This is a genomic window from Variovorax sp. EL159, assembly GCF_900100965.1.
GTDB lineage: Bacteria > Pseudomonadota > Gammaproteobacteria > Burkholderiales > Burkholderiaceae_C > Variovorax.
Genome location: NZ_FMUJ01000006.1, coordinates 294,325 through 317,411, shown reverse-complemented (window position 1 = coordinate 317,411; position 23,087 = coordinate 294,325). Strand labels below are relative to the sequence as shown.

Annotated in this window: 16 protein-coding genes and 1 tRNA gene; 6 read left to right on the top strand and 11 right to left on the bottom strand. The window is 68.8% G+C overall.

Annotated elements, in window-relative coordinates:
• Positions 1 to 63: 63 nt before the first annotated feature.
• Positions 64 to 139 (top strand) — tRNA-Thr (locus tag BLQ28_RS25415).
• Positions 140 to 238: 99 nt separating this feature from the next.
• Positions 239 to 1,348: an acyltransferase family protein gene (locus tag BLQ28_RS25410; RefSeq protein WP_093246033.1), complete on the top strand. Its 1,110-nt coding sequence runs from the start codon at positions 239 to 241 to the stop codon at positions 1,346 to 1,348.
• Here BLQ28_RS25410 and BLQ28_RS25405 read toward each other — a convergent pair.
• The 9 genes from BLQ28_RS25405 to BLQ28_RS25365 all read right to left on the bottom strand — a co-directional run bounded on the left by BLQ28_RS25405 (position 1,345) and on the right by BLQ28_RS25365 (position 17,223).
• Positions 1,345 to 3,519 carry an SWIM zinc finger family protein gene (locus BLQ28_RS25405; protein ID WP_093246031.1) on the bottom strand — a complete coding sequence of 725 codons (2,175 nt, stop codon included), beginning with the start codon at positions 3,517 to 3,519 and terminating at the stop codon, positions 1,345 to 1,347. The two genes, BLQ28_RS25410 and BLQ28_RS25405, sit on opposite strands and share 4 nt — an antisense overlap.
• A 5-nt stretch (positions 3,520 to 3,524) precedes the next feature.
• Complete coding sequence (locus BLQ28_RS25400) at positions 3,525 to 4,649, bottom strand: VWA domain-containing protein (RefSeq protein ID WP_093246029.1); 1,125 nt, start codon at positions 4,647 to 4,649, stop codon at positions 3,525 to 3,527.
• Positions 4,646 to 7,105 carry a DUF5682 family protein gene (locus tag BLQ28_RS25395; RefSeq protein ID WP_093246028.1) on the bottom strand — a complete coding sequence of 820 codons (2,460 nt, stop codon included), beginning with the start codon at positions 7,103 to 7,105 and terminating at the stop codon, positions 4,646 to 4,648. The genes BLQ28_RS25400 and BLQ28_RS25395 overlap by 4 nt, the downstream gene beginning before the upstream one ends.
• 10 nt (positions 7,106 to 7,115) lie before the next feature.
• Positions 7,116 to 8,273 carry an ATP-binding protein gene (locus BLQ28_RS25390; protein WP_093246027.1) on the bottom strand — a complete coding sequence of 386 codons (1,158 nt, stop codon included), beginning with the start codon at positions 8,271 to 8,273 and terminating at the stop codon, positions 7,116 to 7,118.
• Positions 8,274 to 8,290: 17 nt separating this feature from the next.
• On the bottom strand, positions 8,291 to 8,725 hold the full coding sequence (locus tag BLQ28_RS25385; RefSeq protein ID WP_093246025.1) for a hypothetical protein: 435 nt from the start codon (positions 8,723 to 8,725) through the stop codon (positions 8,291 to 8,293).
• Positions 8,722 to 12,927: a DUF4132 domain-containing protein gene (locus BLQ28_RS25380; RefSeq protein ID WP_093246024.1), complete on the bottom strand. Its 4,206-nt coding sequence runs from the start codon at positions 12,925 to 12,927 to the stop codon at positions 8,722 to 8,724. Before BLQ28_RS25380 ends, BLQ28_RS25385 begins: the two co-directional genes overlap by 4 nt.
• Positions 12,928 to 13,229: 302 nt before the next feature.
• Complete coding sequence (locus BLQ28_RS25375) at positions 13,230 to 14,378, bottom strand: GGDEF domain-containing protein (RefSeq protein ID WP_093246022.1); 1,149 nt, start codon at positions 14,376 to 14,378, stop codon at positions 13,230 to 13,232.
• A 161-nt stretch (positions 14,379 to 14,539) separates the two neighbouring features.
• Positions 14,540 to 16,261: a single-stranded-DNA-specific exonuclease RecJ gene (gene recJ / locus BLQ28_RS25370; protein WP_093246021.1), complete on the bottom strand. Its 1,722-nt coding sequence runs from the start codon at positions 16,259 to 16,261 to the stop codon at positions 14,540 to 14,542.
• Entirely contained in the window at positions 16,258 to 17,223 is a 966-nt protein-coding gene (locus BLQ28_RS25365) for a hypothetical protein (RefSeq protein ID WP_093246019.1), read from the bottom strand. Before BLQ28_RS25365 ends, recJ begins: the two co-directional genes overlap by 4 nt.
• Before the next feature lie 143 nt (positions 17,224 to 17,366).
• Between BLQ28_RS25365 and BLQ28_RS25360 the strand changes: the two genes are divergently transcribed.
• A complete protein-coding gene (locus BLQ28_RS25360) occupies positions 17,367 to 18,623 on the top strand; it encodes a lipoprotein-releasing ABC transporter permease subunit (RefSeq protein ID WP_093246018.1) in 1,257 nt (418 codons plus the stop codon).
• Positions 18,616 to 19,293: a lipoprotein-releasing ABC transporter ATP-binding protein LolD gene (gene lolD, locus BLQ28_RS25355; protein WP_093246016.1), complete on the top strand. Its 678-nt coding sequence runs from the start codon at positions 18,616 to 18,618 to the stop codon at positions 19,291 to 19,293. Before BLQ28_RS25360 ends, lolD begins: the two co-directional genes overlap by 8 nt.
• Positions 19,294 to 19,414: 121 nt before the next feature.
• On the opposite strand, the gene BLQ28_RS25350 is transcribed toward lolD, so the two are convergent.
• Positions 19,415 to 20,248: a sigma-70 family RNA polymerase sigma factor gene (locus BLQ28_RS25350; RefSeq protein ID WP_256327453.1), complete on the bottom strand. Its 834-nt coding sequence runs from the start codon at positions 20,246 to 20,248 to the stop codon at positions 19,415 to 19,417.
• A gap of 68 nt (positions 20,249 to 20,316) precedes the next feature.
• On the opposite strand from BLQ28_RS25350, the gene BLQ28_RS25345 reads away from it, so the two are divergent.
• Positions 20,317 to 20,913: an ATP-dependent Clp protease proteolytic subunit gene (locus tag BLQ28_RS25345; RefSeq protein WP_093246013.1), complete on the top strand. Its 597-nt coding sequence runs from the start codon at positions 20,317 to 20,319 to the stop codon at positions 20,911 to 20,913.
• Here BLQ28_RS25345 and BLQ28_RS25340 read toward each other — a convergent pair whose 3' ends face one another.
• Positions 20,914 to 21,303 carry a RidA family protein gene (locus tag BLQ28_RS25340; protein ID WP_093048728.1) on the bottom strand — a complete coding sequence of 130 codons (390 nt, stop codon included), beginning with the start codon at positions 21,301 to 21,303 and terminating at the stop codon, positions 20,914 to 20,916. It abuts the gene before it with no gap.
• Positions 21,304 to 21,497: 194 nt separating this feature from the next.
• Between BLQ28_RS25340 and BLQ28_RS25335 the strand changes: the two genes are divergently transcribed.
• On the top strand, positions 21,498 to 23,072 hold the full coding sequence (locus BLQ28_RS25335; protein ID WP_093246183.1) for an ABC transporter substrate-binding protein: 1,575 nt from the start codon (positions 21,498 to 21,500) through the stop codon (positions 23,070 to 23,072).
• The last annotated feature ends 15 nt before the right edge of the window (positions 23,073 to 23,087 follow it).

Below are 23,087 nucleotides of genomic sequence, written 5' to 3'. Positions count from 1 at the left end.
CGCCAGCACCGGTGCCCCGGGTGGGGCACCGTGGCGCGGCTAGAATCCCGCAGAGAAAAATACGCCGCTTTAGCTCAATTGGTAGAGCACCCGCCTTGTAAGCGGAAGGTCGTCAGTTCGATTCCGACAAGCGGCACCATCACACAGCCCTGGATCACTCAGGGCATCCAAATCCCCAGGATTTCCAGAAAATTCGGGGATTTTTCATTGAGCGCCACTTTTCAGTGAAGCCCGCCGAATGCGCGAACAAAAAGAAGTTCCGGACCACGATGTCTACCTGAAGACCAACTACTTTCCCGCCCTGGATGGGCTGCGGGCGATCTCGGTCTTTCTGGTTTTCGCGGTTCATTTCGGGGGGGAAATGTCGGGCACGCGGACCGGCTGGCTGGGTGTCTACGTGTTCTTCGTGCTCTCCGGCTTTCTCATCACCACGCTGCTGCTGCGCGAACGGGATGCCACCGGCTTCGTATCGCTGAAGGCGTTCTATATCCGGCGCAGCACGCGGCTGATGCCCGTCTATTTTCTTGTGTACCTGGCGGTCATGGTCCTGAGCTATTTCTCGGGAGGGCAGGCCTGGAGCGAAATGAAGGCAGCAACGCCTTACATGTTGACCTTCCTGAACGAGTTCGCCGGATCGTCGCCGTTGGCCATCACCTGGTCGCTGGGCGTGGAGTGGAAGTACTACCTGGTGTGGCCGCTGCTGTTCGCCCTGTTCGGACGCACGCCGGCCTCCAGCCTTGCCCTGGCGCTGCTCTGTCTCGCGATGACGAGCATTCTCCTGATCGGCAACCTCTATCCCGCCTGGTTCACCCCCTGGTTCTATTTCGGGTTGATCCTGGGGGCGCTCATTGCCGTTGCCATGCATTCGCGCACCTTGTTCAACAGGCTGCGCGGCCTCATGACCAACAAGGCCGCGTTCATCATCACCTTCGTGCTGTTCGTCTGGTACCGGCGAGGCGATCTCATCGAGGCACGCCTCGGTCATGCGACGTTGATCGTCGTGTTCAGCCTGCTGGTCGGGCTGCTGATGCCTTCGCTTATTGTCAACAGCACCTACGTGAGCCGTGCGCTGGCATGGCGGCCGTTCGTCTTTATCGGTCAGCGCTCGTATGCGATGTACCTGGTCCAGGTGATGGCGGTGCAGGCCGTGATCTTCGTGTTTCCTGGCACGCTCTTCGGGCCCTTCCTGCTGTTCAGCGGCCTTGCCGTCGCACTGCTGGTGGCTGATGTCCTCTATCGGTGGTTCGAGCGGCCGATTGCGCAGTGGGGTCACCGGTGGGCCAAGACGATCAAGATGAAGCAGGGTGCCGGCGGCATCCAACCTGCGCCGGACGCAAGGCTCAGCTAGCGCCGCGCGCTTTCCCCGCCCGACTGCGCAACACCCTGCATCAACAGCCCCAGCATCGCCAGTTGCGCCACCAGCGCCGGCCGCTGCGCGGACCGCATGTTCTCCAGCACGGCGCCCAGCAAGCTCGCGCCATGCCCCAGCCCTGACTGCTTCAAGCGCAGCACCTGCGCCTCGGCCCGCGACAACGCGCCGCCGCCCTGGTGCCGCAGCCCCTGGCGCAGCCACAGCGCGAGCAGCTCGAGCGTGTCGGCGGCCAGTGCATTCAACTCGGGCGTTTCCTCCGCATCGCTCTGCAGGGCCAGCGGCTGCGGTGCCACTGCTTCGGCCTGCAGCACCACGGCGCGCTGTGCCGTCAGCAGGCTCAATGGCTGCATGACGGCGCGGCCGCCCTGCAGGTGCACCGTGCCCGCCACCGCGCGCAGAGCGCCCCATTCGCCCGCGAGCGCGCGCGCCAGCGCATCGACGGCACCGGGCGACACGGCGCGATGCGGCAACGCCAGGTGCAGCAGTTCAGCGTCGCCGCGCTCATCCGCGTCTTGTGTCTCATCGGCCGCCGCCTGGCCCAGCCTCGCGTGCAGCACCTGCGCCGCCGCATCCCAGTGGCAGGACGCGACCTCCACGCGTTCGAAGCCGACCACGTGCAGTTGCCCCGACGCACCGGCCGATGCGCCGCTCGCGGCCTGTCGCGGCCGCAGGAAATCCGGTGGCGCGTCGCGCAGGTGCGCCACCAGCGCGGCGATGCTGTCTTGCCGCAGCGGCGCGACGAGGTCGTCCCACGACTTCGGCGACAGCGGCAGCACGCCGGTCTGGCGCGCGCCCGCCGTGATGTCGACCAACCCGTTGGCGCGCCGCGTCGCGGTCTTGGTGATGACCTGCCCGCTCGCCAGTTGTCGCAGTGGAAAGCCCGCGACGCGGCGGCCCAGCAGGTTGGGCGCGGTCCCGCCGGCGGCGATGTCCGCCGCCCGCGTCCACTGGCGCTCCAGCACCGTCACGTTCTGCGTGTCGGGGTCGGCAAAGAGAATGCTCGCGCCTTCGCCTGTTTCGTCGGACCAGAGTTCAGCACCGAGCGACACCAGCCGCAGGTGGTCGAGCGCGACTTCGCCCTTCACGCCGATGCCCAGTATCTGGCTGGCCAGCAGCGCGGGCCGCGTCTGCTGCGGGCGCTCGGCATGGGCGGCCGCCTGCAGCCGCGCCCACAGCTCGGCCAGCACGCGCACCAGCCGCAGGGGCTCGAAGCGGCTGCTGCGTGCCTGCTGCGCCTGCAGCAGTTGCCAGAGTTCGTCGAGCGCGTCGTCGATCCAGTTCCAGGCCAGCGCGCGTGCCTGGTCGCGCACGGCCTCGAAGCGCGCCGCCAGCGCCATCAGCGGCTGGCTCGATCCGTCGAGCCAGAGCGACAGCAGCAGGGCGTCGATCTGCGTGCGCAGCGTTTGGGCGGCCGCGCCTTGCATCGGCTGTGGTGCGCTGCTGCCGGTGTCCGCGCCGTTCGAGGCCGGCGACTGCACTTCGACCATGACTTCGGCCGAGCCCGGCTGCAGCGCTCCTGCCTGCCGGAAGGCCCAGAGCGCGATCACCACGTGCGCGCAGCCGCTGCCCTGCTTGCAGTCGCAGCGTGCGTGCACGAGCGAGCTGCGCGAGAAGAAGCGCACGCTGCACATCGGCAGCCGCGCCACCGGCGGCGCACTGGCGCTGCGCCACGCCTGCACGCCGACCACGGGCCGTGCCAGGGCGAGCTTGTGCGCCTGTTCGAGCACGGAAGGCGCGAGGCTGGCCGCCAGCGCGGCATCGTCGAATTCGGCGGGGCTCCATGCGCCGCCGGCTTCCGTGGGCGCTTCGGCGTTGTCGTGGGTCGGCGTGGCTTCGGCCTGCTGCGTGGCCGCAGCCGAAGCCGCCTGCGCCTGATAAGCCAGCACCAGCATCACCCGGTGCCTGCACATGCCGCTGGCGGGGCAGCTGCATTGCGCGTCGCGCAGCGTGCGCCCGGTCGGCAGGCTGGTGCGCACGCCATCGTCGAAGTGGGCCTGGACCACGCCGTCCGCGCCGATCTCCAGCCGTGGCAGCAGGCCGGCCGCCACGTCTTTCTGCGCCCGCTTGACGAAGCCGGCATTGGCCAGCGCCGTCAGCGCTTCGGGCGTGAGTTCGAGCAGGTCGGTGCGCAATCCGGGGGGAGTCATTGCGCTCATCCCTGCACCTTCTCGGCCAGCCAGCCCGCGAGCTGGCCCGGCGTCATCGCGCCGATCTGCGCGCCCTCGCGCACCAGCCGTGCGGCCATCTCGCGGTCGAAGGCCGGCTCGGCCTGCGCGTCGAGCGCGGCCAGCCCGAGCACCTTCGCACCCGACTCGACCAGCGCCTTCACGCGGCGCACCAGTTCGTGCTCGCTGCCGCCTTCATAAAAGTCGCTCACCAGCACCACGATGCTCTTGCGCGGATTGGCGATCAGCGACTGCGCATAGGCCACCGCCTTCGCGATGTCGGTGCCGCCGCCCAGCTGCACCTTCATCAGCAGCTCGACCGGGTCCGACACATCGGAGGTGAGGTCGACCACCGCCGTGTCGAAGGCCACCAGCCGCGTGCGCATGCCGGGCAGTTGCCACAGGCAGGCGGCCATCACCGCGCTGTGGATCACCGAATCGACCATCGAGCCGCTCTGGTCGATCAGCAGGATGATGTCCCACAGCTCCGTGTGCCGCTTGGTGCGGCTGATGAACACCGGCCGCTCCACATAGAGCTTGCGGCGTTCCGGGTCGTAGCGGTGCAGGTTGGCGGCCAGCGTCTGCTTGAAGTCGAAGTTGCGCGCGATCTTCATGCGCGAGCGGCGGCGCCGGTCGCGGCTGCCGCTGAAGGCCTGCCGCACTTCGGTGGCGAGCTTTTCCATGATGCGGCGAACCACCTCGGCCACGAGCTTGCGCGCGGCCGCGAGCACCTGCGGGTTCATCAGGTGCTTGGTGTGCAGCACCGCGCGCAGCAGCGATTCGGAAGGCTCGATGCGCTCCAGCACTTCAAGATTCGTGACCACCTCGTCGATGCCGTAGCGCTCGACCGCGTCCTGCTCCAGCCGCTCGATCACTTCCTTCGGAAAGAGCGTGTGAATGGTGTTGATCCAGTCGGGCGTGCTGAGCGCCGAGGGGCCGAGGCCCGCGCTGCGTTCGCCGCGGCTGGCGCGATCGCCGTCGCGGCCGTAGAGCCAGTCGAGTGCGGCGTCGGCGGCCTGCGCCTCGGCGCCAAGGCTGCCGCAGGACGCTTCGGCCGGGTCACCCAGCAGCAGGCGCCAGCGTTGCAGCGGATCGGGAATGTCCAGGCTCATGGGCGGGGGCTCCCGTCGAAATCCTTGTCGTCGTTGTCGAGCGTGACGCCCCAGGCCGCAAGGCGTGCGAGCACGGCGTCTTCGACCATGCGCGCCTGGGCCAGTGCTTCGGGCGCGACTTCGCCGGCGTGCGGTGCGGTGAGCGCGCGGCGCGACAGGTGCTTGGCGTCGTGCAACGTCAGCACTTGTTCGGCCAGCAGGCCGCGCTCTTGTGGCGGCAGCCAGGAGAAGGCGGCGCGCAGGCTGGGCATGGCGCGCACGAAGTCGGCGTTGTCCAGCGCCTGCACCGTGCGGTCCATGCCGCGGACGAAGGCCGGTTCGGACGACAGCGTTTCGCGCGCCAGCGCCAGCAGGCCGGTGAGCGCATCGCCGAGCACCGGTGCGGGCAGCGAATGCAGCAGCTGCATCGCCTCGTTCACGCCTGCGCCTGCATCGTCGTGCGGCGTCTGCGTGCCGGCCGTGCGGCCCGCCAGGCTCAGCGTGGCGCCCAGCGCGGCGCCGCGGCTCACCGGCGCGCCGCTGGCGTCGGCGGCCTTGCGTTGCCAGACCGCGAGAGCGCGCGCCGGCTCCACGTCGAGCAGGGCCGGTGCGTGTGCGTCGTGCGATGTGTCGGCCGCATGGGCCAGCACGTCGGCCACGATCTGGCGCAATGCCAGATGCGCCTGCAGATGCGCCTGCATGTCGGCCGGCATGACGGCGGCGGGCGGCTCCAGCAGCCACAGCGCGCGGTCGAAGCCCGACTCGATCACCACGCGCAGCACCGGCGCATCGGCCATGCCCAGCATCTGGCCGTGGCGCAGCAGCATGTGCAGCACCGACAGAGCCGGGCCCAGCGCCTCGAAGCGCGGCTCGTTGGCGATGGCGCCCTGCAGCTCGCGCAGCAGCGAATCGCTGAGTGCCGACAGCCCCGCCCACGCGGCCCGGTTGAGCCCATCGGCCAGCGGCCCGATGCGGCCTTGTGCCCGCCGCAGATCGTCTTCGAGCCGGGCGCGTGCCGCGTCATGCAGGCTCGCACCCCAGGCGCCGGCCTCGATCAGCGCGGCCTGCTGCTCCAGCGGCTCGGACAGCGCCCAGATTTCGGTGCGTTCGCCCGACATGGCCAGCGCCGGCCCCTGCGTACGGCGCACGCCGGGCAGCCGAAGGATCGACAGGCGATGCAGCACGCGGCTCTTCGCGCGGTCGGCGTCGGCCAGCAGGTCGATCTTGAGCTGGCCGCGCAGCACGATGTCGTGCGCCGCCAGCTCGGCCGCCACCGCTGCCACCAGCGGCGGCTGCGGCGTGCCGGGCGCGAGGCGGCCGACGGTGTCGCCGGCCAGCACGTCCATGGCCTGCACCAGCACCGGGTCGGTGCCGGGGCGGATCGCGCCGCGATAGGTCCAGGGCAAGGGCGCATCGAGCGCGTCTTTCACCAGCGCGCCGGCCAGCGCGTCGAGCCAATCGGAGCGCAACGGCTTCTCGTGGCCACGCAGCCGTGCAAGGCCCTGCGCGCGCAGGTGCACGGCCATCAGGTCGGCGGTGGAGGCGGGCAGCTTCTTGTCGCGCAGCCGCTGCATCACATGCTGCAGCGCGCGGTGCGCGGCACCCTCGGGGCCATGCTCCCAGACCCACTGGTAGTAGGCCGGGGAGGGCATGCCCGAGGCATAGCCGGCGAAGGCATCGAGGCGCTTGAAGGTATAGGGCACGAGGTAGGAGCCGAAGCGCAGCGGGGCATCGGCTCCGGCACTGCGGCCTGCTTCATCGGAGGCTTCGAGCGAGGGCGCCGGCGTTGCGGGCAGGTCGGCCGGCTCTTTTCGCCAGAGCCGTGCCAGCGCGGGCGCGTGGTAGCCGCCGCACACCACCAGCGCCTGCGTGCGGCCCGGCTCGGCCGGCTGCGCCATCGCCCAGGCGATCCAGCGCGCCATCATCTGTTCGCGCGCCTGGTTGCCCAGCGAGCCAGGGTCTTCGCCGCGCAGATGCTCGAAGTAGGTGGCCAGGCGCTGCGCCAGTTCGGCGGCGTCGCAGCCGTCTTCGAACAGGTGGTCCCACAGCGCGTCGCGCCCTTGCACCGAGAGCTTCTCGGTCAGCGCGCGTTCGTAGGCTTCGGCGCGCTCTTCATGCTGCGCATCGGCCACGTCGGCATAGCGGTTCTCCATGCGCGAGAAGGCGTCGTGCCACGCCGGCAGGTCGATGAAGCGCACCTGCGCGCCCGTTTCGCGCGCCACCTGCAGCGCCTGCCACTCGGGCGAGTGCTCGGCAAAGGGCGACCACGAGCCGCGATGCGTTTCGTCGCCCGAGAGGTAGCTGTAGATCGCCACCGGCAACCGGTGCGGCAGGTACAGCTCGTCGAGTCGTTCGTTGAAATCGGCCGGCCCTTCGATCAGCACGTACGACGGGCGCAAGGTGCGGATGCGCTCGGCCACCAGCCGCGCGCAAGCGGGGCTGTGGTGGCGCACACCGACGATGTGGGGCTGTGTCATGGCCGCACGCTCAGGGAAGACGATGCCGCGCCTCGTAGTACGCGCGCCAGTGCGCGCCGTTGCGCTTGGCGGCTTTCTGCTCGAAGTAGCGGCGCAGCTTCGCGCGGTCGTCCGCGCTGTCTTTCACCACCGTGCCCGCGATGCAGTCGACGAGGTCGGCCGGCGAGCCTTCGCGCTGTTCGAGGAACCACGCGCGAACACCCACCGCATGCGCCACGTTCACGGCCTCGGCGGTGGACATCACGGCCGTGAGGCGGTCCATCGCTGCGTCGCCGCCATTGCTGTTGTTGCCATTGCCGCCTTCCTTGGCCGGCGCGCCGCGCAGGTCGCGGAAGGTGGACACCAGCAGTTCCAGCACCGGCGCGGGAATGGTCTTGGGGATGCCGCTCTGTGCCAGCAGGCGCGTCGACGACTCCTGCACCAGCGCCAGTTCGCGGTCGAAGTCGAGGATGGGGAACACGGTTTCGAAGTCGAAGCGGCGCTTGAGCGCCGCGCTCATCTCGTTCACGCCGCGGTCGCGCGTGTTGGCGGTGGCGATGATGTTGAAGCCCTCGCGCGCGTAGAGCATGCCGTGCTCGCCCGACAGCTCGGGCACCGCCATCACGCGGTCCGACAGCATGCCGAGCAGGCAGTCCTGCACCTCGAGCGGTGCGCGCGTGATTTCCTCGAAGCGCACCACCTGGCCTTTCTGCATGCCCAGATACAGCGGTGCCGGCACCATCGCACGCGGGCTCGGCCCTTCGTTGATGAGCAGCGCGTAGTTCCAGCCGTACTTGATCTGGTCTTCGGTGATCGAGGCACCGCCCTGGATGGTGAGTGTCGAAATGCCCGAGATGGCCGTGGCCAGCAGCTCCGACAGCATCGACTTCGCCGTGCCCGGCTCGCCCACCAGCATCAACCCGCGGCCGGTGGCCAGCGTCACCAGCATGCGTTCGATGCTGGCCACGGGCGCGACGATCTTGGGCGCGATGTCGAGCGACGCATCGCCCAGGATGAAGGCGCGCGCGGCCTTCAGGCCCAGCGCCCAGCCGGGCGGACGCGGGTCTTTGTCCTGCGCCTGCAGCCGTGCGAGTTGCGCGGCGTACTGGATCTCGGCCGGCGGGCGCTGCAGTTGCGTTGGCGTTTGCGGTGCACCGGTGTCTTTGGAGCTTTTGCTGGATGTGGCCATGGTGGGTGCTGATGAAACTAGAGGAGCTTGTACTGGCCGGGCTTGCCGGTCTCGATGGTGATGTCCGAGCTTTCGTGCGAATAGGTGTGGGTGGCACGCAGCCGGATGCGCCCGTCCTGGAAGGTCTCGCGCCGGTTGCCGACGTCGATGACGTTCATGCCGTTCGACAGCTCCTTCACCAGCACGCGCGCCACCCGCCGTGGCGTGCCGCGTTCGCCGACCGCCAGCCATTCGATCCACAGCCGAGAGTGCACGTGTTCGAAGCCCTGGTGAACGATCACGATGCGCAGCACCCCGCTGTCGCGGGCCGAGCGCCATTCGCCGCCGGCGGCCACGGTGTCGACCTGCGGCGGCACCTCGGGTGCCGCCACACGGGCGGTCGCGGGAGCCATGGCCCCGAGCAACCCCGCGGCCAGCAGCCAGGGGCGCAGCCGCGTGATTGCGGCATTCATGCCCGCAGGCCTTCCATGTCGCGGATCAGTTCACTTGCAGAGATCGGATCGAGCAGGTTCAGCGTTTCGGCGTCGCGCATGTCGCCCCAGCCCGAGGGCTTGCCGACCTGCACCTGGCCCAGCGTCTGCTCGGGGTACTCGTCCACCATGCCGACGATGATGCCGGGGTCGAGGCTCAGCTCGATCACGCGGTTCGTGCCCAGCGGCTTGCTGAAGTACCAGATGCAGCCCGCGTCCTGCGCCTGGCCGCGGCGCCAGCCCTTGTTGACCAGGCCCAGCACGCGGCCGGTGGGCACCTTGACGTCTTTCCAGCGTTCGAGCTTCAGGCTCTTCTTTTCTTCGTCGGTCAGGGTGTAGACGTCGCGGCCGATCTGCGCGAAGGGCTGCAGCAGCTCGTAGTCGGCGAACACCTGGCCGAAGGCGCCGGCGTCGGCGGCCGACAGGTCCAGCGCATGCGGCACGCCGATGCGGATGTTCTCGCCTTCGGGAAGATCGAAGGCGTCGTCTTCGGCCGTGGTGTAGCTGCCGTCTTCCGCCACGCGGAAACACGCCTGCAGCGTGCCGCCGTAGTTGCCGCCGCCTTCCACCACATACACGCCCCAGATCAGCCGCTGCACGATGTGGCGCACCAGCGGATGCTCGACCAGGAAGGTGCGGAACACCTCGGGCGTCCAGCGCCGGCGCGCGCACATCGCCACTTCGAGGCGCAGCAGCTGCTGGCTCGCGATGGTGCGCACGTCTTTCTTGAGCAGCTTGAAGCGCTCGACGGCTTCCTTGCCCAGCTCGGCGTCGTCGGTCTTCTTGGGCTTGGGCAGGTCGGGCAGCCGTGCGCCGTCGACACTGCCATTCGCACCGCCGGTGCTTTCGCGCACATAGGGCTTGAGCGCTTCGTCGAAGCCGACCTTGAAGGCGCGCGGGCCGAAGTCGAGCAGCATCGTGCCCTGCTCGTCGAGGCCGAGGTCGGGCGCGAGCCGGTCTTCGAGTTCCTCGGTGCTCAGGCCGCGCGCCTCGGCGATGGTGTCGATCTTTTCGCGCGCCTTGTCCTGCAGGCCCTTGAACTTGACCTTCTGCGCGATGCCGTTGAGCAGCATCAGCGCGACGTCGCTGCCGATGGTGGCCAGCACGTCCAGGCCGGTCACGGCGCGGGCATGCGCCGCTTCGCCGGGCCACGCGCGAATGAAGGGCGTGAGCTTGCGTGCCGTCTCGTCGTTGCCGAACAGGCCCAGCGCGGTGAGCGCCCAGCCTTCCTTGCTCGGGCCGCTGGCGTCGAGCCAGGCGCTGAACGCGTCCCACGCGAACTCGGCCAGCGAGTCGGCGTCGCAGGCTTCCTTCACCATGGCGATGCCGCCGTAGATTTCCTCGTTGGTCGGAAAGGTCAGCATCTGGCCGAGATGGTCGAGCGCCTCGTCGGGCAGGGCCTTGCCATTCCTGAGCGTCGGCCGGCGCCAGCCGCGCGGCTGCCAGAACTCGGGCAGCTTGGCGCGCTTGGTGGGAAAGCGGTCGAGCGGGCTTTCGTCGAGCACGGCGCGCAGCGCCTGCACCACCTCGGGCTGGCCGTAGCGGCCGGCCACGTCGAGCAGCAGCGCCTCGTGGCCATTGGCTTGCAAGAGGCGCAGCGCCGAGCCCGCGCAGTCGCGTGCCTCGCCGGCCTTGCCCAGCGCCGGCGCGATCAGGCCGCAGGCCGCGTGCTCGGGAAACTTCAGCAGCCATTCGCGGCCGGTGGCACGCAGGGTCTTGAGCTTGGCGAAGGCGCGCGCGGCCGGCGCCGCCAGTCCGGGGGCGCCGTAGTTGAGCGCATACGACAGGTTTTCGGTCGGCTTCGAGCGCACCATCGAGGTCAGCCCCGGCAGCACCGCCAGGCCGTGGGTGGCCAGCATCATCCCGATGTCGTCGCTTTCCGTCTCACCGGCCACCGCGTTCCAGAAGGGCACGCCGATGGCGGCCGGCAGCAGCGCGGCATAGCTCGAGTTGAAGGTGAACCAGTAGTAGCGCTCCTTCTTGCGCTCGGCCACCATCGCGCGCCAGTTGTCGATCAGGGCGCCGGCATCGCCGGCCCGGATGGCGGCCGCGGCAGCTTCGCCGAGCGGGGCGATCGTCTTCTGCTTTTTCTTGTCGAAGCCCAGCTCGTCGAGCAGCACCTCCACGTTCTGCCGTGCCGATGCATGGCGGTTCACCTGCCATGAGTTCAGGCGCAGCGCGGACTCGCGTTCGCCTTCGTTCCATTGCTCCACCGCGGGCAGTGGCAGCGGCTCCAGCACCAGCGTGCCGGCGGCCTTCTTCTGCACCTTGGCAAGCCATGGCGGCGCGGCCAGCACGGGCGGCAATTCATCGGCACCAGCCACTTCGGCGGGACCGGACAGCAGCGCGAGCTGCTTGTCGATGACGGCCTGCGCGCCGGCGTCCAGCCAGGGCCGCAGCGCGGGCAGGGCGGCGCCATGGGCGCGCAGCAGGCGCGTGAGGCTGGGCGTGACGAGGTTGGCGTCCTTGCCACCAGTGGCCACCAGGCGCGACAGCGCAGCGATGGCGGCCATCGGCCAGCGGTCGACCGAGAGCGCAAGGCGCGCCAGCGCGCCCTTCGAATTGCTCGCCACGCGGGCCAGCGCCTGCACGGCCTCGGGCGTGCCGATGCAGGCGAGCGCATCGCCCGCGTCGTCGTTGGCGGCGCCGCGCTCGAGCACGGGCACGGCCTCGGTGCCGCGCTCTTGCACCAGCGTGCTGGTCATGTGGCTGTCGCCCCAGAAGCCGCTCGAATAGCTGAGGCGGACCTTGGCGGCCAGCGCGATGGCGGCCGGGTCGGTGGCCGTCAGCAGCAGCCAATGCATGGTTTCGGGCGTGTCCTTTTCGGCCGCGAGCGAATGCACAAGCGCATTCGAGATTTCGGGAGCGTCGGGCAGCATCAGGGCCAGCGTGGGCTGGCGGCTGGGGTGGATGCCGGGCAGCGCGGCTTCGATCCGGTCGCGGCAGTCTTGCCAGACATCAGGGGCAGCGCCGGCAAGGTGCGCGCGCAATGCCTGCTCGCCCTGTCCGAGCGGCCCGTGGTAGCTGTTGCCCATGGCGCGGCTCACCGCGCTGCCGAAGCTGCTGCGGCGGGCCTGGGCCTGCCGGTCGTAGTCGGTCTGCACCTGGATCTTCTGTGCAGCGAGCAGGAGGTCGATGGCACCGGGCAGGCCGTATTGCGCCACCAGGTAGTTCGCCACCACCTCGCCGGGCTCGTTTTCCCCGTAGTAGCCGCCGGTGCTCAGCGCCAGCGCCAGCAGCACGGTGTCGGATTCGGCATCGGCCGGCGGTTCGGGCAGCGCCACGCGATCGAGCATGCGTTGCACCGCGGGCTGCAGGGCCGCATCGCTGTTGCTCACATCGACCTTCGGGTCGAGCTTGCGGCGCACCAGCAGCCAGGTGGCGGCCACGCTCGTGGTGGCGGCCGGCTTGGATGGGAAGCGGCGCGAGGGGAAGGCCTGGCGCAGCATCTCGGGCGAGAGCCGCACGGGCGTGCCGCCGGCCAGCCAGGGCGGTGTGTCGGCATCGACGGGCAGCTCCGCGACCGATGGCGCGGCAGGTGCCTGCGCAGCGGCCTGCGATGCGGCCGCACCGAGTTGCCTGGCGATCGCCTGCGCGTCCTTGGCGGGCGTGCAACTGGTGCCCCAGCCATCCAGCAGGCCCTCGGCCTTGAGCCGCTTGAACGCCAGCGCCGCGCCTTGCTCGCTCACGCCATGCTGGCGCTTGAGCGTGCCGGGGGACAAGGTGTCCGTGCTCGTGAGTTCGCCCGCTTCCATCTTGGCGCGCACGGCTTCGAACACGCGGTCGGCCTGGCTGTCGATGCTTTCGCTGGCAGGGGCTGCGGCTTCTTCTTGCACAGGTGCGCTGGCGGTGTTGTCGCCGGCCGTTGCCGCAGGCTTCGCTGCTGCGGGTGCGCGTGCGGGCGCGGCTGCTTTTTCTTCGGAGGCGGTTTCGGGCTTCGGCCTGGCTTCGGTCTTGCCGATGGCCGCGTTCGCGGCCACGCCGACTTCGCTGTAGCCCTTGCCGGTTTTTTCGGCCACCAGCTTGGTCAGTTGTGCGGCTGCCTTGGTGGCGTCGGCGAAAGACTTGGTCTGGCTCTGGCCTGCGGTGCCGATGCGGCCCCATCGGATGTTGAGGTCGGTGTCGGCCTGCTCCACTTCCCAGAATTTGCTGGCGGTTCCTTCGATCAGTTCAAAACGGCGCATGGAAAAAACGTCCTCCTGTGAATCGACGATGCGCCCTGTCGGCGCTGCATGTGGCGAATGGATCGGCGCAACAACGGTGCCTGGGCATGGGGCGTGAGGGCCCGCGCGATGCGTCCCGCCCGCGTGCCCCAGCACGCTGTGTCACCTTGCGAGGATAAAGGCCCGATGTGAAAGCCCGACCTGTCAGAAACGTGACAGCCGGGCCTTCGGTGGTGCGCAAGAAACGGGCGATGGGAATGAAGGAAATCTCATGCCCGAATGATGCACGGCGCCCCGCGTGCCGAGGGGTACGAAAAATTCATTCATGAGGCCACCTCGTTCGCGAACGCATAGGCCGGGCCCATCCGTTGCTGCTCGCAATGGCGCAGCGCGCGTTCGGCCGCCTGCACGATGCTTTCGAGCGTGTCGCCATCGGCGGGGTGGCTGGCGATGCCGAAGTTCAGCTCGCCGCCCGCGAGCAGCCGGCCGTCGTGCTCGACCGGCCGCGCGCCGGCCGTCAGCATGCGGATGGCCATTTCCGCGAGCTTCTGCCGCGCCGGTGTGCCGACCAGCAGGATCGCGAACTCGTCGCCGCCGAGCCGGGCCACCATGTCGTCCGCACGCACCTGCTGGCGCAGGCGCCGGGCCATGGCGGCCAGCACGGCATCGCCGCCCGCGCGGCCGTGCCGTTCGTTCACGCGCCTGAAGCCGTTCAGGTCGGCCAGCATCAACGAGAAGGGGCGGCCCTCGCGCAGCCAGTCCTTGCCGCGGCTCTCGAAGCCGGCGCGGCTGGTGGCGCCGGTCAATGCGTCGGTGCCCAGGTCTTCGACCTTGCGCTGCACGCGCGTTTCGAGCGCCTGTTCGGTCCGCAGGCGCACGCCCATGGCGGCGGCGAACACCAGCAGTTCCGCGATCACGGCGGCCTGCGCGAAATTCATCCGGCGGGGCACCCAGGCCGGATCGAGCCAGATCGACATCGGCGTGGCCGAGATGCCGCCGAGCAGCAGCACCATGCCGGCCAGGAACAGCGCCGACGGCCAGGGCAGGCGGCGCAGCGCCATCACCGCGCCGACCGCAAGAAGCACCGTCGAGGCCACCACCAGTGCCTGCACCACGCGCAGCGTCCACACGAGCTGCGTTTCGACGGCCGCGTAAAGCGCGGCGACTGCGAAGATGGCCAGCGTGGCCTGCGCAACCCGGTCAAGGCGTGGCGCGAAGTCTTTGAGCCGCAGCAACTGCCGCCCGAACTGCAGGCGGCAGACCGTCCACAACACCAGCGCCACCGCCGGCCAATGGGCGGACGACGCGGGCGGCGTGCGCAACGCGAGGCCGTTCAGGCCGGCAAAGGCGACCAGCGCACAGGCGCAGGCCAGCGCGTAGTAGCTATGGACCGTCGCGCGAAACGCCAGCAGCAGGACGAGGCCGCACACCATGAGGCCTGCCAGCAGGCCGTAGCTCACGCCGTCGATCATGGCCGCGGGCCGGTGGAAGAGAGGGGGACATGGCAGGAAGGCATCCGGGCGTCTCGAAGTTCTTCTTGTGGAATACGAAAGTAACCGATCGTATCTCCGAAGCCCGGATGCGGGCGTCCCCTGTGACCCCTATGTCACCGGCCTGGGGCCCGGCTGAAAGGCTAGAACTCCGCGCCTTCGACCAGGAAGCGCAGGCGCCGCACGCCCTGCCACTCGTCCGCATCGAGCCGGAACGCCAGCTTGACCTTCGGCGGCAGCGGCTCGGTATGGCTGAACCAGATCGCATCGATCGGCTGGCCCTGGTGCTTGAGCTTGAGCGCCAGGTGCTTCTCGCCCACCAGCCGCTGCGACACCACTTCGACTTCTTCGCTGAAGGTCGGCGGCGCAAAGCCCTGGCCCCACACCTCCTTGTGCAGCGTGTCGACGAGGTCGATGCGCATGTACTCGCGTGCGATGGGCCCGTCGGTTTCGATCTGCCGCGTGAGCGCGGCGGCGGCCAGCCATTCGCCGGCCACCTGCGCGAGCCCTTGTTCGAAGGTCTTGAAGTGCTCGCGCGCCACGGTGCAGCCGGCCGCCATTGCATGCCCGCCGAAGCGCAGCAGCACGCCGGGGTGGCGCTTGGCGACGAGGTCGAGCGCGTCGCGCAGATGAAAGCCGGGGATCGAGCGGCCTGAGCCTTTCAGCTCCTGTTCCTTGCCCGGCGCGCCGCTGGCCGCGAAGACGAAGGTCGGCCGGTGAAAGCGGTCCTTGATGCGCGAGGCCACGATGCCGACCACGCCTTCGTGGAAGTTCGCGTCGAACACGCTGATGGCCGGCGGTGGGGCTTCGATGCCTTCACCGTCGGCGGCAAAGAGCGATTCGGCCAGCAGCAGCGCCTGGTCGCGCATGCCGCCTTCGATGTCGCGCCGCTCGCGGTTGATGCCGTCGAGCATGCGCGCGAGTTCTTCGGCGCGGCCCGCGTCGTCGGTCAGCAGGCATTCGATGCCCAGCGTCATGTCGGCCAGCCGGCCGGCCGCGTTGATGCGGGGGCCCAGGGCAAAGCCGAAATCGAAGGTGGTGGCGACCGAGGCGTTGCGGCCCGCGGCCTTGAAGAGCGCCGCCACGCCCGCAGGCATCGCGCCCGCGCGGATGCGGCGCAGGCCTTGCGCCACCAGCCGGCGGTTGTTGGCGTCGAGCTTCACCACGTCGGCCACGGTGCCGAGCGCGACCAGCGGCAGCAGTGCATCGAGCTTGGGCTGCGTTGCCACGTCGAACACGCCGCGCGCGCGCAACTCGGAGCGCAGCGCCAACAGCACATAGAACATGACGCCGACACCGGCGATGCTCTTGCTCTCGAATTCGCAGCCCGGTTGGTTCGGGTTGACCAGCACGTCGGCCACCGGCAGCTCGGGCCCGGGCAAGTGGTGGTCGGTCACCAGCACCTGCAGGCCGCGCGCCTTGGCGGCAAAAACGCCTTCGACGCTGGCGATGCCGTTGTCGACGGTGATCAGCATGTCGGCGCCGCTGTCGGCCACGCGCTCGGCAATCGGCGGCGTGAGGCCGTAGCCATCGACCACGCGGTCGGGCACGAGGTAGCTCACGTTCTTCGCGCCCAGCAGGCGCAGGCCGCGCACGCCGACCGCGCAGGCGGTGGCGCCGTCGCAGTCGTAGTCGGCCACGATGCACAGGCGTTTGTCTTGCGCCATCGCGTCGGCGAGCAGCACGGCGGCTTCGCGCGTGCCGCGCAGCGTGTCGGGCGGCAGCAGGCGGACCAGGCCGTCGTCGAGTTCTTCCTTGGCGCGCACGCCACGTGCCGCGAAAAGGCGCGCCAGCAGCGGATGCACACCGGCCTGTTCCAGCGCCCAGACGGTGCGCGGCGGGATCTCACGGGCGACGATCTTCATAGCGACTCCAGCACGCTCGATGCGCGCGTGCGATCGAACAGGCTCTTGGCCCAGCGGGCCAGTCCGCGCTGCTGCACGGTGTAGCGCTGCGCCGCGCGGTCGCCGCAGAGCGTGAGCGTCACGTCGGCGCCACGCGTGTAGTCGCTCAGCAGGTCGGCGATGGCACCGGCGTCCAGCGCCTGCCAGGCGGCGGCCCAGGCCGCGCCGTCGTCGCGCAGGGCGGCGATGCGCAGGGCATCGTCGACCTCGGGCGTTGCCGCGGGTCGCGCTGCCTCGTTCTTCAGCGCGCCGGTGCCGCTGAGCCAGAACGAGTTGATGGGCGGCACGCCGCGCGCGGCGCGGTCGTCGTTCACGCGTTGCGTGTAGAGCAGCATCTGCATTTCGTTCTGCAGGCGGCGCAAAGGGCGCGCTGAATCACCCAGCGGTGACCACTGCGAGATCGGGAAGCCCACTGCACGGTCGATGGAAGCGGTGGCCAGCCCGTCGAAGATGGGCGCGCATGCGAGCCAGCGGCCCGGCGTGTCGGAGGGGTAGAGCGCAATGCCGTCTTCTTCGAAGAACGGGCCCGCGACAGCCAGCAGGGCCATCGATTCGGCGGCGTCGATCTCGATGGCGGACGGATCGCCCAGCGCCACGTCGTCGATGCCGACCTGCCAGTTGCACAGCGTCACGAGGCCCCAGCCTTCGTGGTCGCCGGGCGCGGCCAGGCCGGTTTTTCGGGCTTCGAGCGCGGCCCAGGGAATGCAGCCATCGGCGGCGGAGATGCCCAGCGCCTGCGCGAGCGCGCGTTCATGCGGAGGCGAGCGCGTGCTTTCGTCCTGCGAGTCGGTGTCGGCCAGGGTCAGTCGCAGCAGCAGGGTTTCGAGGTTCGGCAGCCGCAGGGTGGGCAGGGCGGCGCGGCAAGCAGGGGAACCGCGGCCGGCAAAGGGGATCAACAGGTGACGTGGGGAGGTTTCGGCCATTCCCCTATTGTCCGGGAAGCCCCAAGGGAATCCGGGATGCCACAATTCCGACGTATGACCTACCCCCTCGCTCCTCACTTCGTGTGTTCGCTGCCCCCCGAGGGCGGGCAAATTTCCCTTGAGGCGGCTCGGCGGGAAATTTGATGCGACTCCCCTATGAACTGCAGCTCGGCTGGCGCTACACGCGCGCAGGCCGGGCGACGCGGCGCAACGGCTTCATCTCCTTCATCTCCGGTGTCTCGATGCTCGGCATCGCGCTGGGCGTGGCGGCGCTGATCATTGTGCTCAGTGTGATGAACGGCTTCCAGAAAGAGGTGCGCGACCGCATGCTCGGCGTGGTGTCGCACATCGAGATCCTTTCGCGCGACGGCCAGGCGCTGCAGGACATCGACCAGATCATGGCGGCGGCGCGCAAGAACCCCGAGGTGGTCGGCGCGGCGCCCTTCATCAACACGCAGGCGCTGATCGCGCGCGGTGAAGACATGAAGGGCGCGATCATTCGCGGCATCGACCCCAAGCTCGAGCCCGAAGTCACCGACACCAACGGCATTGCCGCGGGCGGCACCTTCGACAAGCTGGTGCCGGGCCAGTTCGGCATCGTGCTGGGCATCGAGCTGGCGCGCTCGATGTTCGTGCAGCCGGGCGACCAGGTCACGCTGGTGGCACCGGGCGGGCAGGTCACGCCGGCCGGCGTGGTGCCCAGGCTCAAGCAGTTCACCGTGGTCGGCACCTTCGATTCGGGCCACTACGAGTACGACTCGGCGCTGGCCATGATCCACGAGGAAGACGCGGCCAAGGTGTTCCGCCTCGAAGGCCCGACCGGCATCCGCCTCAAGCTGAAAGACCTGAACGAGGCCCGCGACATCGCCGACCAGCTGGCCGTGACCTTGCCGGGCCAGTTCCTGATCCGCGACTGGACGCGCCAGAACAAGACCTGGTTCGCGGCCGTGCAGGTCGAGAAACGCATGATGTTCATCATCCTCACGCTGATCGTGGCGGTGGCGGCCTTCAACCTCGTCTCGACGCTGGTGATGACCGTGACCGACAAGCGCGCCGACATCGCCATCCTGCGCACGCTGGGCAGCTCGCCGCGCAGCATCATGGGCATCTTCGTGGTGCAGGGCGCGATGGTGGGCGTGATCGGCACCGGCATCGGCCTGCTGCTGGGGCTGGGCATCGCCTACAACATCGACGTGATCGTGCCCTTCCTCGAGCGGCTCTTCCACGCCAGCTTCTTGCCGAAGGACATCTACCTGATCAGCAAGATGCCGAGCGATCCGCAGCGCAGCGACATCATGCCGATTGCCATCATTTCCCTTGTCCTGTCGTTCCTGGCCACGCTGTACCCGAGCTGGCGCGCCAGCCGCGTGAACCCCGCCGAGGCCCTGCGCTATGAGTGACGTTGTATTGAAGGCCCGCGGCCTGACCAAGCGCTTCCACGAAGGCCGGCTCGACCTGACGGTGCTGCACGGCGTCGACCTCGACGTGCATGCCGGCGAAACGCTGGCCATCGTCGGCGCCTCGGGCTCCGGCAAGAGCACGCTGCTGCACCTGATGGGCGGGCTCGATGCGCCCACGTCCGGCAAGGTCGAACTGCTGGGCAAGGACATCGCGCATGCCGATGCCGCCGAGCAAGGGCGCCTGCGCAACCAGCACCTGGGCTTCGTCTACCAGTTCCATCATTTGTTGCCCGAGTTCAGCGCGCTCGACAACGTGGCGATGCCGCTGAAGATCCGCCGCGTGGAGCCGGCGCAGGCTGTGCAGTCGGCTACGAAGATTCTGTCGAGCGTGGGCTTGGCCGAGCGCTTGCACCATCGGCCGGCAGAGTTGTCGGGCGGCGAGCGCCAGCGCGTGGCGATCGCGCGGGCGCTGGTCACGCAGCCTGCCTGCGTGCTGGCCGACGAGCCGACGGGCAACCTCGACCGCAGCACTGCCGATACGGTATTCGCGCTGATGCTTGATCTGGCGCATCGGCATGGCACGGCCTTTGTGATGGTCACGCATGACCAGGATCTGGCGAAGCGTTGCGATCGGGTGTTGCAACTCGTGGCTGGGCGGCTGGCGGGCTGATCCCGTCTTTCTCCCTCCCCTTCCGGGGGAGGGCAGGGGTGGGGGCATGCGGCCTTCGATGCCGCGCAGTCTTTGAGGCCGCGCGGCCCCCATCCCAACCTTCCCCCAGAGGGGGAAGGGGCTAATGCGAAGAGAGGGCCTCTTCTTCCATTGGCCGCGCATCCAGCGGCAGTACGCACAACACCTTTCCACCCAGCGTCAGCACAAGGCCGATCCGCCCACCGATCTGCATGACCTGGCAGACCGCGCGCGGCGCACCACTGGCAGTGGCGGCCATCGAGGCCGACGCCCCAAAGGCCCGCGTGGGCGGTTGCCGCAGCATCGCGAACAGCAGCTTCGCATCGCAGTCATGCAGCGCCTGCCGGTACACATGAAAGTGCGCGTCCGATCCGGTGTCGTTGTCGCGGCCTTCGTCCGCGCGACTGTCCTGCCGCAGCCGCAGCAGCGCACGATGCAGCTGCTGCCTGCAGGCCGACTCGGTCTTGCCACTGGCCTCCGCGATCTCCTTGAAGCTGGCCTCGAAGACCTCGCGCAGCAGCACAGCGGCTGCATCCGCCGGTGACAGCCGCGTGGCCAGCAGGCGCAGCGCCTGCGCCGTGGATTCGGCCAGCGCCGCGTCGTCCTGTGCCGAAGGCGCCTCGTGCGCGGTGCCTTGCGCCTCGGCGCCGGCATCCTGAAGCCACGCCTGCATCCAGTTGCGCCGCCGCAGCCGGTCGATGGCCAGGTGCTGCATCACCGTGGTCAGCCAGGCCTGCGCCGCGTCGAGTTCGCGGGCGTTGCCCTGGCCTGTTTCCAGTGCGCGCAGGTAGGTGTCCTGCACCACGTCCTCAGCCTCGGCCTTGCCGCCGAGCAGGCGCATGGCGGCACGAACCAGCCGGCCGCGATGCACCGGGAATTGCGACAGATAGCGTTCATCGAGCATCGGCGCAGCTTGCCACAGCAGCGGTAATGTCACGAAACTGTGGGCTTGTTCGTCAAGACAGTTCAACCACAGGAGCTTTCTTCATGCAGCCCATGTTCTCAATGGAAACCGACGACGACACCAAGCCCGCGGCCACCGCCGAGCCGCGCAACTCCTACCTGGAGGAGAAGGCATTCAAATCGCGCACGCTCCTGATCTTCGGCACCATCACCGACGCCGTGGCCGCCGACGTGACGCGCCGGCTCATCGCGCTCGACGCGGACAACCAGCAACCCATCGACATCCTCGTGAGTTCGCCGGGCGGCCACCTGGAGTCGGGCGATGCCATCCATGACATCGTGCGTTTCATCAGTGCACCGGTGAACATGATCGGCACCGGCTGGGTTGGCAGCGCGGCCACCCACCTGTTCCTGTCGGCACCGCGCGAGCGCCGCGTGTGCCTGCCCAACACCCGCTTCCTGATTCACCAGCCCAGCGGCGGCGCGGGCGGCCAGGCGACCGACATCGCCATCCAGGCGCAAGAGATCATCAAGGCCCGCCAGCGCATCGCGCACGAGATCGCGCGGGAAACCGGCAAGCCGATCGACGTGGTGCTGGCCGACATCGAGCGCGACCGCTGGCTGTCGGCCGACGAGGCGGTCGAATACGGGCTGGTCTCGCGCATCATCCAGCGCAAGACCGAGCTGCAGCAGGCCTGATCAGGCCTTGGGCTTGTAGGCCACCACGTCGATCTCGACCTTCGCATCGACCATCAGCCGAGCCTCGGTGGTCGAGCGGGCGGGCTTGTTCTCGCCGAAGTAGCTCATGTAGATGCGGTTGAAGGCACCAAAGTCGCGCGCGTCCTGCAGCCAGACGGTGCTCTTGCACACGTCGTCGAGCGTGGCGCCGGCCAGGGCGAGCACGGTCTTGAGGTTTTCCATCACCTGGCGCGTCTGCGCCTCGATGCCGCCCACCACGATCTCGCCGTCCTTGTTGGCGGGCACCTGGCCCGACACATAGACGAAGTCGCCGGCGCGCACGGCCGGGGAGAAGGGGCGGACCTGGCGGTCGGAAGCAAGGGGCGGGGCGCCGAGGTATTCGAGAGGCATGGGAGGGCTCCTGGGGTTGTGAAGTGAACGATGGAAGGGGATGTGCGAGTATCCATCCAATCTGAAAATCTATTTCAGAAAAACCCTCTATCGAGGGTTAACACGGATGATTTGGCGTGAATACTGCTTCAAAGTCCGGGCCGAAAAGAAAATTTCTTTCACAAACTTGCCCGCCCCCCATGAAGGAGTTCCCCATGCCCCACGTCGGTCTTGTCCAGCGCCTGCCCCTGCTGTCGAAGCGCAGCCTGTTGGGCGCCTCCCTGCTCGCGATGCTCTGCGCCGCGCTGCCCCATCAGCAAGCGCATGCACAAGGCCCGCGCAACTTCGCCACGCTGGCGATGGTGGCCGAGCCGCAGACGCTCGACCCGATGGCATCGACCGCCGACCTGGTCGGAACCATCATGCAGCACGTGTACGAAACGCTCTACACCTTCGACGCCAAGTGGAACGTGGTGCCGATGCTGGCCGAGGGCATGCCGAAGATCTCGGCCGACGGCAAGACCTACGCCATCACCCTGCGCAAGGGCGTGATGCTGCACAACGGCCGTGAACTCACGGCCGACGACGTGGTGGCCAGCCTGCAGCGCTGGATGGACCAGTCGCCGCGCGGCAAGGCCGTGGGCAAGGAAATCGACAGCCTCAAGGCCAAGGGCCCGCTGGCCGTCGACATCGTGCTGAAGGAGCCCTACGCGCCGCTGCTGTCGCAACTGGCGCTGCCCAGCGGCATGGCGGCCATCATGGCGAAGGACTCGATCGCTTCGCCGCTGAAGGAATTCATTGGCACCGGCCCCTACAAGTTCAAGGAGCGCCGCCCCGACCAGTTCGTGCTGCTCACGCGCTTCGACAAGTACTCGGCGCGCAAGGAGCCGGCCAGCGGCTACGGCGGCAAGCGCGAGGCGGCCATCGAAGAGCTGCGCTTCGTGCCCGTGCCCAACGCCAGCACGCGCGTCGAAGGCGCGCTGGCCGGCCAGTACGACTTTGCCGACCTGCTGCCGGTCGAGGCCCTGCCGCGCCTGGAGGCCGCGGGCGGCAAGACGCTGCCGATCATGACGCCGTCGTTCGGCTTCCCGTACCTCGTGCTCAACACCAAGGAAGGCGTGGCCGCCAACCCGGCCGTGCGCCAGGCGATCCAGACCGCATTGGGCGAAGGCGAGATGCTCGCGGCCGGCTTCGGCGACACGCGCTTCTTCGTGGCCGAGGGCAACCACTTCCCGAAGGGCTCGCCGTTCTATTCGGCCTCGGGCGTCAACCAGTACAACCAGCGCAACGCCCCCAAGGCCAAGGAACTCGCGGCCAAGGCCGGCTACAAGGGCGAGCCGATCCGCGTGCTCACCAGCCGCCAGTACGACTTCCACTACAACATGGCGCTGCTGATGGCCGAGCAGCTCAAGCGCGCCGGCTTCAAGGTCGACCTCAACGTGGTCGACTGGGCCACGCTGGTGCAGCGCCGCAACGACTCCAAGCTGTGGGACGTCTACGTCACCCACTCGGGCCAGTTCCCCGAGCCGATGCTCTCGCCGCCGCAGCTCGGCGACGGTGCGCCCGGCTGGTGGGACACGCCCGCCAAGAAGGCGGCGCTGAATGCCTTCAACACCGAAAGCGATCCGGCCAAGCGCGGCGCGCTGTGGGGCAAGGTGCAGCAGGTCGTCTATGACGAAGTGCCCTACATCAACGTCGGCAAGTTCAACGGCCTCTCGGCCAAGAGCCCGGCGCTGGACAACTACCAGCCCGCGACCTGGCCGTTCTTCTGGAACGCGAAGATCAAGTAAGGCACGGGGAACACA

What these genes read in the sequence shown, in the direction of transcription:
- recJ (WP_093246021.1), bottom strand. Translation starts at nt 16,261, where the DNA reads ATGAAGATCGTCGCCCGTGAGATCCCGCCGCGCACCGTCTGGGCGCTG.
- BLQ28_RS25365 (WP_093246019.1), bottom strand. Translation starts at nt 17,223, where the DNA reads ATGGCCGAAACCTCCCCACGTCACCTGTTGATCCCCTTTGCCGGCCGC.
- BLQ28_RS25390 (WP_093246027.1), bottom strand. Translation starts at nt 8,273, where the DNA reads ATGGCCACATCCAGCAAAAGCTCCAAAGACACCGGTGCACCGCAAACG.
- BLQ28_RS25395 (WP_093246028.1), bottom strand. Translation starts at nt 7,105, where the DNA reads ATGACACAGCCCCACATCGTCGGTGTGCGCCACCACAGCCCCGCTTGC.
- BLQ28_RS25335 (WP_093246183.1), top strand. Translation starts at nt 21,498, where the DNA reads ATGCCCCACGTCGGTCTTGTCCAGCGCCTGCCCCTGCTGTCGAAGCGC.
- BLQ28_RS25360 (WP_093246018.1), top strand. Translation starts at nt 17,367, where the DNA reads ATGCGACTCCCCTATGAACTGCAGCTCGGCTGGCGCTACACGCGCGCA.
- BLQ28_RS25405 (WP_093246031.1), bottom strand. Translation starts at nt 3,519, where the DNA reads ATGACTCCCCCCGGATTGCGCACCGACCTGCTCGAACTCACGCCCGAA.
- BLQ28_RS25400 (WP_093246029.1), bottom strand. Translation starts at nt 4,649, where the DNA reads ATGAGCCTGGACATTCCCGATCCGCTGCAACGCTGGCGCCTGCTGCTG.
- lolD (WP_093246016.1), top strand. Translation starts at nt 18,616, where the DNA reads ATGAGTGACGTTGTATTGAAGGCCCGCGGCCTGACCAAGCGCTTCCAC.
- BLQ28_RS25375 (WP_093246022.1), bottom strand. Translation starts at nt 14,378, where the DNA reads ATGATCGACGGCGTGAGCTACGGCCTGCTGGCAGGCCTCATGGTGTGC.
- BLQ28_RS25340 (WP_093048728.1), bottom strand. Translation starts at nt 21,303, where the DNA reads ATGCCTCTCGAATACCTCGGCGCCCCGCCCCTTGCTTCCGACCGCCAG.
- BLQ28_RS25380 (WP_093246024.1), bottom strand. Translation starts at nt 12,927, where the DNA reads ATGCGCCGTTTTGAACTGATCGAAGGAACCGCCAGCAAATTCTGGGAA.
- BLQ28_RS25410 (WP_093246033.1), top strand. Translation starts at nt 239, where the DNA reads ATGCGCGAACAAAAAGAAGTTCCGGACCACGATGTCTACCTGAAGACC.
- BLQ28_RS25385 (WP_093246025.1), bottom strand. Translation starts at nt 8,725, where the DNA reads ATGAATGCCGCAATCACGCGGCTGCGCCCCTGGCTGCTGGCCGCGGGG.
- BLQ28_RS25345 (WP_093246013.1), top strand. Translation starts at nt 20,317, where the DNA reads ATGGAAACCGACGACGACACCAAGCCCGCGGCCACCGCCGAGCCGCGC.